We start from the raw sequence: 12,227 nt of genomic DNA on the forward strand, positions 1-12,227 counted from the left end.
ATTTCATGGGAGGGATGCGCATGAAAGACTTGTGTCTTTCGCCATGGCGAGTAGTGCTATCAGCACTACTTGGGTGCCTCTGCATTGCCAGTGGTGCCCTAGCCGGACCGGTAGCCTATATTGATGGTGGTGGAGAAATTTTCGTAACCAACCATCCCAAAGCAGTGGACGCGGTCTCGGCACTTTCTCTACTATCCTCACCACCTCCGAATACGCCATTTACTCCAGCATTGACCTCGGCGGTGCCTCCTGGCACTAAGCTCCTTGATTTCAGGATTGAGGGGGATAAAGCGGTTGTCAATTTCTCCCGAGGAATTTTGGTGCACGAACTTACGGAGGAAAGGCTTGCAGGCATCTTCGATCAGGTGAAAGCTACCCTTTGGAATTATGGCTTTCAGGGAGAAGTCGCCGTGAATGTCGAGGGTACTCCGCTAGCAGAGTATGTTGCACCTACACCTGTTATAGAGCCTCGCAAGGAGGCTCGCGTATTAGGATTGGGAGGCCGCAGCATCACCCTATCGCCTGGGCACGGTTGGTTTTGGAATGGCAGTGGCTGGTATACTCAGCGGCCTGTATACTGCTCGCCACTAAACGAAGAAGATTTCCACAATCTTGAAATCTGCCAGTACATCCAGACCTATTTGGCACAGGATGGCATGACTGTCAAGATGGTGCGCTGTACAGACAAGAACTATGGCACTTGCTCGTACAGTGGCAAGCCTTGGTGGCAGATGGCAGCTTGCTACTGGCTTCAGCACGTTGGCTATCCATGTAGCGTATATGGAAGCTATAGTGGGTGTTCACTTGGAGACGGCGCTACTGAGATTAACGATGACATTCGCTCCAGGCCGCTTGCTTCGGATTACGACGGCACAGACATTTATATCTCGCTACATACAAATGGATACCAAGGCGACTGCTATGGTCCTTCTTGTCCTACGGGCACAATCACCTATTACGACTGCAGCACAGAGCATGCAAACTGGTGCACGGTGAGCCAGAATCTCGCCAATGCGGTACACGACAATTTGATTGATACTATTAGGAACAAGATTCCAATCAGCGACTGGACGAACCGCGGCAAAGCGAACTCTAACGGTGCGTATGGTGAGATTCGGATTCCGGACAGGGCGGCGATTTTGATTGAGCTAGCTTTTCATGACACATGCGACAGGGATGCTGTTTATCTGAGGGACAATTTCTTCAGGTCTGCATGTGCGTGGGGCATTTACAAGGGTGTTTGTGCGTATTTTGGTCAGACCCCAACTTGGGATTTCTACTCTGACCAGCTAGTTAGCCACACCATTCCAAGTACAATGAGTCCAGGCGAAACAAGGTCGGTTAGCATTACCTTCCGGAATAGGGGTGTTTTGTGGACTGAGGCGAAAGCCATCAGGCTGGGTGCAGTAGGCGATTCCGACCCATTCACGACTCAGACTCGGCACACTATATCTGGCGAGGTTGGGCCTAATCAGACATACACATGGACATTCAACCTGACTGCTCCAACAACGCCAGGCACCTACACCACCGACTGGCGCATGGTCCGCGATGGCGTTACCTGGTTCGGTGCCACATGCTCGCAGACCATTAATGTTGTTGCTAGTGATAGCCAAGCGCCTTCAGTGCCTACAAACCTGTCAGCAACGGTAAAATCGCCAAGCCGGATAGATTTAGCGTGGAATGCTTCGACAGATAACATAGGTGTTACGGGTTACAAGATTTATCGCAATGGCGGGCAAATCGGAACCTCGGCTTCGACGAGCTATGTAGATTCATCCTGTTCAGCGAACACAAGCTACACATACACGGTAGCGGCTTATGATGCAGCTGGGAACACGTCTGGACAGAGTAGTCCGGCCTTTGCTACCACTCCGCCAAGCGAGATAGTTATTGATAACCCATCATGCGAGCTTTCGGGCGTGTGGAGTACGGGAACTTCAGCTACTGACAAGTATGGTGCAGATTATTATTTTGCAAGTAGCGCTGTGAGTGAGGGCAAGACTGCGACCTGGCGGCCAAACTTTGCTTTTGGTGGAAGCTATGATGTTTACGCCTGGTGGCCCGCTGGAACGAACCGAGCGCCGAATGCGCCATACACAGTTGCTTGGAGTGGCGGCTCGCAGGTTGTTCAAGTGAACCAGCAGAGCAGCGGTGGACAATGGAACTCCTTAGTCTCCAGCAAGACATTTGCCATGGGTACTGGTGGCTACGTAAGGCTAAGCAATGGCACTGGCCAGACGGGTTATGTTGTCATGGCGGATGCTGTCCGCTGGGTAACGCTTTCGGTCGACACTGTTGCGCCAAGCGTCCCAACAAACGTTGCGGCGAATCCGGTGTCTTGCACACAGATAAACTTAACGTGGAATGCTTCGACGGATAACGTCGCCATTGGTGGTTATAAGATTTACCGGAATGGCGTGCAGGTTGGGACAAGTGCCGCAACTAGTTATTCCGACACCGATTGTTCACCGGGCACGACTTATACCTACCGTGTAAGTGCGTACGACACAGCGGGCAATGAGTCAGCACAAAGTAGCCAAGTTGCTGCAACCACACCTGGTGATACGACTGCGCCTAGCGTGCCAACCAACCTGAGTGCCAATGCAGTTTCCGGTACACAGGTAGATTTGACTTGGACTGCATCAACAGACAACATTGGTGTAGCGGGGTATAAAATCTATAGAAATGGCGGCCAAATTGGCACTAGTTCGAGCACTTCATATTCGGACACTACCTGCAGTCCTGGCCAGAGTTATACCTACGAGGTGTCGGCATATGATGCTGCTAGCAATGAATCTGCTAAAAGCACACCCGCTTCAGTAACTACTCCTGGCGTTGACACGATTGCGCCGAGTGTACCGACGAACTTGAGTGCGACGGCTGTTTCAGGGACGCAGGTAGACTTAAGCTGGACGGCGTCTACGGACAATGTAGGTGTAGTTGGCTACAAGGTATACAGGAATGGGGTACAGGTAGGCACTAGTACAGGCACGAGTTACTCTGACACAGGGTGTGTGCCGGCTACCAGTTACACCTACGAGGTATCTGCGTATGATGCGGCTTCGAACGAGTCAGCGAAGAGCGCGCCTGCGACTGTAGTCACGCCTGACACAATTGCGCCGAGTGTGCCGACGAATCTCCAGGCGAGCGCTGTTTCTCAGACGCAAATCAACCTAAGCTGGACGGCGTCTACGGACAATGTCGGCATAATAGGTTACAAGATTTATCGCAATGGTGCGCAGATTGCTACTTCAACTACAACTAGCTACTCTGATACGACTTGCGAGTCTTACACAACCTATACTTACAGGGTAAGTGCATATGATGGTTCGAACAATGAGTCAGGTCTAAGCAACCAGGCAACGGCAACCACATTGCCTTACACGGACATAATCCTAGACAACAACGTGGCTGTATATGTTGGCACTTGGTTTACAGGTACTTCAGCCACTGATAAGTATGGGTCAGACTATCGGTATGGCACGACGGACACAGTAGAGAGCCGAACAGCCACGTGGACGCCGGACATTGACATCTCCGGTTACTATACGGTTTATGCCTGGTGGCCGCAGGGCAGCAACAGGTCTTCGGCTGCTCCTTACACTATCTACTGGGACGGCGGATCGCAAACAGTTGCAGTTAACCAAAAGACTAACGGCGGCATGTGGAACACCCTTGTTACGAACAAGAGGTTCCTGGCAGGAACAGGGCAGTCCGTCAAATTAAGCAACAACACTGGCGAGGCGTCGCTGAACGTCATGGCAGACGCAGTGCGATTTTTGCTAGTTTCAGACGACCTGACGCCGCCGAGCGTGCCGAGCAATGTGTCAGCCGTTGGGGTCTCTGCTTCGCAGGTCAACGTGAGTTGGACGGCTTCAACAGATAACGTTGGAGTTAGCGGATACAAGGTGTACCGCAATGGGGTTCAGGTGGCGACAACTGCTAGCACTTCCTACTCTGATACAGGGCTTAGTGAGCTAACTACCTACACATATGAAGTGTCGGCTTATGATGCTATGGGGAACGAGTCGGCAAAGAGCGCCCAAGCCACTGGTACTACCCTCGACGGTACTCCGCCAAGTGTTCCGAGCGGTGTAACTGCGACAGCTGTTGGTCCTCAGCGAATTAATCTTACTTGGACGGCTTCGACAGACAACGTGGGAGTAGCAGGCTACAAGGTCTACAGGAATGGCAGCTACATAGGCTATACAGCGAGCACCAGTTATTCTGACGGAGGACTTTCACCGAGCACATCATATACCTACACTATATCGGCATATGACGCTGCTAGCAATGAGTCTTCTCAGAGTAGTGGGGCATCGGCAACGACGCCTGGGTATGCTAATGTCATTGTAGACAACCCTGCATGCGTGTTCACAGGAGTCTGGACGACAGCTACCGCATCCACCGATAAGTATGGTTCAGACTATGCCTATGCGAGCACTGCGGTGAGCGAGGGCAAGACGGCAAAGTGGATTCCAAGCATTCCATACAGCGGCAACTACGATACTTATATTTGGTATCCGCAGGGCAGTAATAGAGCTACCAACGCGCCATTTACCCTTTATTGGGATGGCGGTTCGCAGACTGTCGCCTGGAATCAGCAGACAAACGGTGGTGCGTGGAGACTGCTGCTCGGGAATAAGCACTTCGTTGCGGGAACGAGCTGCTACTTGAAGCTCGGCAATGGCACTGGTGCAACTGGTTCTATCGTTGTCGCTGATGGCGCGAGGTTCCAACAAATAAGCGGTGACTAATTGCTAGACTGACCGCTAGGTACGGTATGCTAGTGCCGGTCTCCTGACTCAAAGGGGCGGAGGCTATTGTTCTCTGCCCCTTGTTTATTAATAGGTGAAAAACTGCATAGGGTTTGCTAATAAGAGTTGACAATCGGGTAGCATTGGATGGTATTATTACCTCACCATTTCTCAACAGAACCGGCATTCTGCCGCGATTAGATTTGGAGGAAATAATTAAAATGATAGTGCACGTAAAAGACCAGTTAGCAAAAGGCACGTTTCTCACTTATCGGCCTGAAATTAAGGTAATCGATTGCACCATACGCGACGGCGGCTTAATCAATGACCATCAGTTTGATGATAACTTCGTTAAGGCAGTTTACAACACATGTGTCGAAGCCGGCATTGACGTCATGGAGATTGGCTATAAGGCAGACAAGAAAATATTTGCCCCGTCGCAATTTGGTAAATGGAAATACTGTGATGAAGACGACGTCCGCCGAATTGTGGGCGACAATCCTACCAATCTTCTATTAGCCGTAATGGCAGATGCTGAACGGACAGATTACCATAATGACATCCCGCCTAAGGATAAGAGCGTAATAGACATCATTCGCGTTGCCACATATATCCACCAACTTCCCACAGCGCTTGATATGGTAAAAGATGCAGTTGATAAAGGCTATCTTGCAACCTTGAACCTAATGGCGGTCTCCACGGTCCAAGAGCGAGAGCTCGAAGAGGCTCTTACCTTGATGGCAGACTCGGGTGCGTGTGCTATCTATATTGTCGATAGCTTTGGGGCATACTATTCGGAGCAAATTCGCGACCTAACAATCCAGTATCTAAGGGCTGTCGAAGGCAAGGGTGTCGAAGTTGGCATCCACGCACACAATAACCAAATGCTTGCTTATGCGAACACAATCGAGGCGCTAATTGTTGGTGCAAACTATCTGGACGCTACTATTAATGGAATGGGCCGCGGAGCAGGTAACTGTCCTCTTGAATTACTAATTGGATTCCTCAAAAACCCAAAATTCCAACTTAGGCCAGTCCTGAAATGCATTCAGGAAGTCTTTCTTCCGCTTGAAAAGGAAGGCAAGATGGAATGGGGCTATCGGATACCCTACATGATTACCGGGCAGTTGAATATTCACCCGCGTGCGGCAATAAAAATGCGTGCTGGTAACGACCCCGACGATTATGTATCATTCTATGACCAAATGATAGAGGAGCAGTAAGTTAAGACAGAAGATGGATCATTAGCACGGTCTCTGGGGACGATGTAGATGGCTGATTTTTACTTGCGCTGACCCTGTGGCCAAAATAGGGCTGGTTTGAATTAGCTGTGCTATAGTCTTTCTGTAAGGTTTTTAAGATTTTTCCGTGGGAGGCTTGCAATCCCACGGATTTTTTTGCAATTTTCGATTTATACTAATTTTTGCAATGTTGGGTTCCTCTTTATCTGCTTTCTAGATTCGTTTCTTGCTTACAAATATGTGTAAATATCCAGTCACAAGGGTATAAAAGTTATAATCGATTGTCACATAAGACAAAGCTTGCTGGAAAGAGCACAAAGCGATGAGGTTGTTCAGCGTACCTGCAGATTTCCAAGAGACCACAATTGATAAATATCACGAGTTAAATTCACGCTGTGAAAACGCAAAAGTAGAAGAAACCTATGGCCAAATCACTGGTGGACTCCTAACAAGCTCGGGCCGTGGTTCATGTAGACTTCCAAGCGTAAACCTCACAAGCTTAGCGCATTATATTTCCTACTCAGCAGACCGCGGGATTGAATTCAACTATATCTTTAATGCTTCTTGCCTTGGAAATATTGAATTCACAAAATCGGGTTTCGAAAGTGTTAATCATTTTCTAGGGAGTCTATGGGATGCCGGGGTCCGTCGGCTTACCGTTACCCTTCCACAGCTAATATTGCTAGTCCAAGACTCTGGATACCCGTTTGAAATCAAACTCTCCACCATCTGCCAGGTAAATTCGCCAGACAAGGCTGCTTTTTGGAAAAGACAGGGGATAGACAGGATAGTGATTGACGAGGACATTACCCGCGACTTTCGGCGAATCCGTCAAATCAGCCAAATTGTAGGCGATGGCGTGGAAATAATAGCGAACAGTGCTTGCTTAAGGAATTGTCCCTACAAAATGTTCCATTATAACCATGAGTCACATTTTCCAATAGTAAATCAGGATGAACAGAAATTTTACGAGCGAAAGTGTTTTTTAAACAAAGCCGATGACTGGACAAATCCAATTAGATTAAATTGGATTAGGCCGGAGGACCTTGGCTATTACGAGAGTGTTGGTGTTAGGCGTTTCAAAATTCAAGGACGCCAGGCTGTTTTAGAAGGCGACCCTCTTAGGACGGTTGAGGCATATATGAGAGGTAGCTATTCCGGTGATCTCTTTGGGCTCATCAACATGTTTATGCCTTATATCGCGAAGAATACTTATCAACCATATGTTGATAATAGCAAGCTCGAAGGATTTATAGCTCCGTTTTTCAATGACCCGAACCACTGCACTGGTGATTGCGATAAGTGCGGTTATTGTGAGGCATTCGCAGAACTCAGCATTGATAGAGCGAGCGCTGAAGAAATGCGCATGCGTGTTCTTAAGAATATGGGCAACTATCAATTTTTTGGTGCTTGTTACAATAAGGCTCCTTCTCAGACGTTTGCAAGTCGGGTCATGCAAAAAGCTCGCAAAGTGATCGGGGTGTAGAACCTGCTAATGTACCATTGCCTCATATCACAAGCAGGATTTGGCAACCCCGTTTGTTTTTTTATCGCTTCTACCCTTACCTCGCCCGACAAGATTGTCTTCATTAGCTTATTTTCTGCGTTTGAAGTGGGATAAGCAATAAATAATTTACAATGGTAGTGCAAATTTCCTTACAAGTTTAGCGAGAGTTAGAGGCAATCGTTTCTTTCTGCAGAAATATTGCGCTATAAAAGGAGTGGCATTATTGACTGATTAATAATTTTAAAAATGCAGATTGGGGGAAGTATAATGCCTGAAAACAATATCGCGCCAGAAGAAGTACTTAATGTAAATCGGAAGTGGCTGCCGCCCGAGCCACATCTTTCTAAAGTCATCGAGGCTGTGCAGAAGGGCTCCGCGCATATTGAGAACCGCGGCCATGGTGAAGCTCCTTTGCTTGTCTTCGAGGACGGTGGTGTAATTGAGCTCCCCAAAGCTCGCTATGAGAACACATACCGAGGGATGCAGCTAGTATCCGCGCCGGAGGCCACGCAGATGGGGCAGACAACAAAGCACCGTGATGTGTGCGGCTGTGTAGATGAGATGAAGGGAATTTTGCGTGATAATCCTGACTCCCTAATCGGTGACCCACATAAATTTGACCAATTGTTGGATGATGCGCTCTATATGATCTCGCGAATGAGCAAGCGCGAAGATGAATATCGGAAATTCATTACCGATGTTGTATCCGCATGCATGAATATTCCTCATGCTCCTGACCCGAAGATGGCTTCAAGTGCCGCGGAGGAAATTAAAAACATCCTATACAACCACCCAGAAGATGGTCGGAAATATGCAGATCTTCTTAATCAACTTGCGGAGGATGTGCGATGGGTTGCCTCGAATCAGGAGCGCGTTCTCCGGGAGTACAAACATATTGCCCTCAAGATTTTTGCTCTTTACAAGTCGGTAAAAGGAGCAAGAAATTGGGATAAAGAAGAAGCCGAGTGCTGAAAACTGATTTCAGATCTTTGGTTTGTTCGATTAGAGGGAACGCAGCGTGCTCATACCATATCGAGTAAAGAACCCTGTCAGACGATTCCCGTTCATCACCCTTGGAATTATTGGGGCGAACGTCATTGTCTATGCATCTACGACAAAGGACTTTCAAGAAATACGCTCCGATGTCCTTGAGACCTATGGATTTGCACTTTTTACTTCACCATTAATCAATACAATTGCATCGGCGTTTCTTCATGCAAATATATTACACCTTGTTGGCAATATGTTCTTTCTTTGGCTCTTTGGGCCGTCTGTTGAAGAAAGACTTGGCATCAAGCGTTACCTACTATTATATTTTACAACAGGCTTTGCAGGCGAAATACTCCAAGGCATCATGGAATTGTTCTTTTATGGTACTGTGAGACCAACTATTGGAGCATCAGGGTGTATTCTAGGCGTGGCTGGCGCCTATTTGTATCTTTTTCCTTGGAGCAAAGTTTGCGTTTTTAACTGTTTTCCCTCTCGCTGGTGTGGCGAATGGGAAAAGGATTCCTGGCATGGCGTATGGGAAGTGGACGCAATTTGGGTCATAGGATTGTATATTCTTATTGATTTTGCTGGAGGGTTGTTTTACGGTGTGGCGGGAATAGGCGGCTCTGTTGCGAACTTTGCGCATGTTGGCGGTGGAATGGCAGGCATATTTTTATGCTGGCTTTTTCGCGCAAAGAGAGACACGGAAGAATTGTCCGAAGCTAAGGCTGTCGAAGCCGATACGCGTGACCTTGAAAACATGCCGCTATATGCCCTTGAGATTATGCTCCAAGAAGAAGTTGGAGATCCAGAGCTGATTCGTGCTGCTATCAAACCAGCTATCAAACAAGGCCGCAGGGACATAATAGATTCTGCAATGGCGCAAGCCGGTCATTCGCTGATAGATGAAGACCCGCTAATTGTGGCATACTACCTGTTAGAGTTTGGAGGAAATGCAAACATATATAAGCCAGCGCATCTTCTTCACCTAGCAGGCTTGCTTAAAGACCTTGGAAATCCAGACTGGGCTATTAAAATTTATAGGTTGGTTGCCAACACCTGGGCAAACGAACCTGAGGCTGAGACGGCTCTTTACAGATGCGTCCTATGTTTGGGGAACACTTACAAAGATGCAGATGGGGCGAAAGAAGCGATTAGAGAGTTGGTTTCTCGCTTCCCACAGGGCGAAATGATTCCATTTGCCAAAGCCTTGTGGAAGCAGTTGAAATAGTTTTTTCACTAGGGGGAATATATGGCTGAATCATTGAATTGCAAATTCGAAATGGATAAATCAATCAGCATTGTGGCAGGCAATAACAATTTACCGAAAATAATCCTTTCTCATGAGTCAAACTCATGTGCGGAGGTTTATCTGCATGGCGGACATGTTACCAGATGGAGTGTGCCAGGGAAAGGAGAGCTTTTCTTTCTTAGCCGTGAATCATTTTTTGCCATGGGAAAGCCCATCAGAGGCGGAATACCGATATGCTTCCCCCAATTCGGAAGCCATGGGACCCTGCCAGCTCATGGATTTGCCCGCATAAGCGACTGGGAGTTGGTTCGGTGCGAAACTTTAGGCAATAACGTTATAGCAGTCGAGCTTCAGCTTAGCGAAACACCAGAGACGTTAGCTATATGGCCTCACAACTTTATTCTGAGGCTTAAAATATTTCTTGATGTAGGGACATTAGCTCTAGCGCTTGAGGTTGTGAATACTGGTAAGGAACCTTTTGATTTCCAGGCAGCACTCCATACTTATTTTAGTGTAGCAGATATCAAGAAAACCGCTATTATTGGCCTTCGTGGGGTTACCTATAAGGATGCTCTTCAGGACCTAGCTGAGGCCATCGAGTTCGCCCCCGAAATACGCTTTGGAGGGGAGACAGACCGCGTTTACATAAATGCACCGGATAGACTTCAAATCAGCGATGGCGGGAATGGTCGCATAATAACCATCGAGAAGAACAATATGCCTGACGTTGTGGTTTGGAATCCCTGGGTTGAAAAGTCCCGTCGGCTGGCAGACTTTGGGGACGATGAATACCTTCGAATGGTGTGTGTCGAGACAGGCAGAATTGCCGACCCTGTTACCCTTGAGCCTGGTGGACGCTGGCAGGCTGAGACGATGTTTTCCTGCTAGGTACTGACCGTAAAAGCATCTTTCTATCAAAAATTACAAGGCCACCTTGGATTATTGACGTACTTATGGTATTTCTGATACCATTTCGCATGTAAATTAACATAGTCGCACACTTAAGGTACACGATATGGAATTAGTAGGCGGACCGCCATACGATATCTCACCCGAAACTGACATCTCAAGTCTGCTCCCCAAGGATTCGATTGAGCGACTGCTTTCGACTGCCCTGAGTCGAGGCGGAGATTTCGCCGATGTTTACATCCAGCGTTCCAGAAGCATGGATATCCCTCTCGAAGAGAAAAAAATTCGCTCTGCTCAGATAAGAATCTACCAAGGCGTCGGAATCCGAGTGACTTCAGGCGAGAAGACAGGGTTTGCCTACTCGGACACTTTTGATATGCACAGCCTTGTTGAGGCTGCTAGAGTTGCAGCACAGATTGCAGAGGGGCCGGGAACAGAGAAGCCCATCCGTATTACCCCCGAACCAACTCCGCAGTATTACACCATTAAGATTGACCCCGATTCAAAACCTATAGCTGAGAAAACAGCGCTCCTAAAGCGTGCGAGCAAAGCTGCTTATGCTTATGACCATCGAATCAAACAGGTGGAAGTAAGCTATTCAGATGTCGATACCGAGATTGTTGTTGCAAACTCTGAGGGGCTATGGGTTTCGGATAACCAGCCAATGCTGAGGTTCTTCGTATTTTGCTTGGCTCGTGAAGGCAAAGTTACGCGAAGCAGCTCGTTAGGCGGTGGTGGGCGAATTGGCATGGAGTATTTCCAGGGGGTCTCACCAGAGGACATCGCTCAGGAGGCGGCAAGGGTTGCTATAATCCAGCTCGAAGCTGGTCCTGCACCTGCTGGAATGATGCCAGTGGTTATTCACAGGGGATGGGGCGGAGTACTTCTACATGAGGCGGTAGGCCACGGCCTCGAAGCTGATCTTGTTAGAAAGGGAGTATCGACATATGCGGGCCGTCTTGGCGAGCAGGTTAGCTCGCCTCTTTGCACGCTCGTCGATGATGCAACAATCCCAAACCGCCGCGGCTCAATAAATATAGACGACGAAGGCACGCCTGGCCAAAGGACAGTCCTTATAGAAAAAGGTGTTTTGAAAGCCTATATGACCGACCACCTCAATGGAAGGCTTATGGGCCTTCCGCTGACCGGCAACGGACGCAGGCAGAGTTACCAGTACATCCCGTTGCCTCGAATGACGAACTTCCTAATGGAAGCGGGAGACTCGGACCCCGAGGAAATCATTAACTCCGTGGAACGGGGCGTTTTTGCAAAGAACTTCAGTGGCGGTCAGGTTGATACAACGAGCGGCAATTTTGTTTTTACCATAACTGAGGGTTATATGATTGAGAAGGGCAAGATAACTCGACCTATTCGAGGCGCAACTCTAATCGGCAATGGCCCCGAAATACTAAATAAATTAGAGATGGTAGGATCGGACCTTGCACTCGACCCAGGAATAGGAACCTGCGGGAAAAACGGGCAGGGTGTTCCAACGGGTGTCGGGATGCCAACCGTAAAGATCTCCGAACTCACGGTTGGTGGAACTGAGGAATAGGCAAGACACGTCG

7 protein-coding genes are annotated in these 12,227 nt (G+C 48.3%); all 7 read left to right on the forward strand.

Going from position 1 to position 12,227, the window contains the following annotated elements:
• Positions 1 to 20 precede the first annotated feature (20 nt).
• The 7 genes from K6T99_09065 to tldD all read left to right on the forward strand — a co-directional run bounded on the left by K6T99_09065 (position 21) and on the right by tldD (position 12,214).
• Entirely contained in the window at positions 21 to 4,760 is a 4,740-nt protein-coding gene (locus tag K6T99_09065; protein ID MCL6519971.1) for an N-acetylmuramoyl-L-alanine amidase, read from the forward strand.
• A 221-nt stretch (positions 4,761 to 4,981) separates the two neighbouring features.
• On the forward strand, positions 4,982 to 5,983 hold the full coding sequence (locus tag K6T99_09070) for an aldolase catalytic domain-containing protein (protein ID MCL6519972.1): 1,002 nt from the start codon (positions 4,982 to 4,984) through the stop codon (positions 5,981 to 5,983).
• Between the two features lie 340 nt (positions 5,984 to 6,323).
• Complete coding sequence (locus K6T99_09075; protein MCL6519973.1) at positions 6,324 to 7,487, forward strand: U32 family peptidase; 1,164 nt, start codon at positions 6,324 to 6,326, stop codon at positions 7,485 to 7,487.
• Between the two features lie 288 nt (positions 7,488 to 7,775).
• Positions 7,776 to 8,480: a hypothetical protein gene (locus K6T99_09080; GenBank protein ID MCL6519974.1), complete on the forward strand. Its 705-nt coding sequence runs from the start codon at positions 7,776 to 7,778 to the stop codon at positions 8,478 to 8,480.
• A gap of 46 nt (positions 8,481 to 8,526) precedes the next feature.
• A complete protein-coding gene (locus K6T99_09085; protein MCL6519975.1) occupies positions 8,527 to 9,729 on the forward strand; it encodes a rhomboid family intramembrane serine protease in 1,203 nt (400 codons plus the stop codon).
• A 21-nt stretch (positions 9,730 to 9,750) separates the two neighbouring features.
• Complete coding sequence (locus K6T99_09090) at positions 9,751 to 10,638, forward strand: D-hexose-6-phosphate mutarotase (protein ID MCL6519976.1); 888 nt, start codon at positions 9,751 to 9,753, stop codon at positions 10,636 to 10,638.
• Positions 10,639 to 10,765: 127 nt separating this feature from the next.
• Positions 10,766 to 12,214, forward strand: coding sequence for a metalloprotease TldD (tldD, locus tag K6T99_09095; protein ID MCL6519977.1), 1,449 nt, complete (start codon positions 10,766 to 10,768; stop codon positions 12,212 to 12,214).
• Positions 12,215 to 12,227 lie beyond the last annotated feature (13 nt).

The sequence above is a fragment of the Armatimonadota bacterium genome (assembly GCA_023511795.1).
Lineage (GTDB): Bacteria > Armatimonadota > UBA5829 > DTJY01 > DTJY01 > JAIMAU01.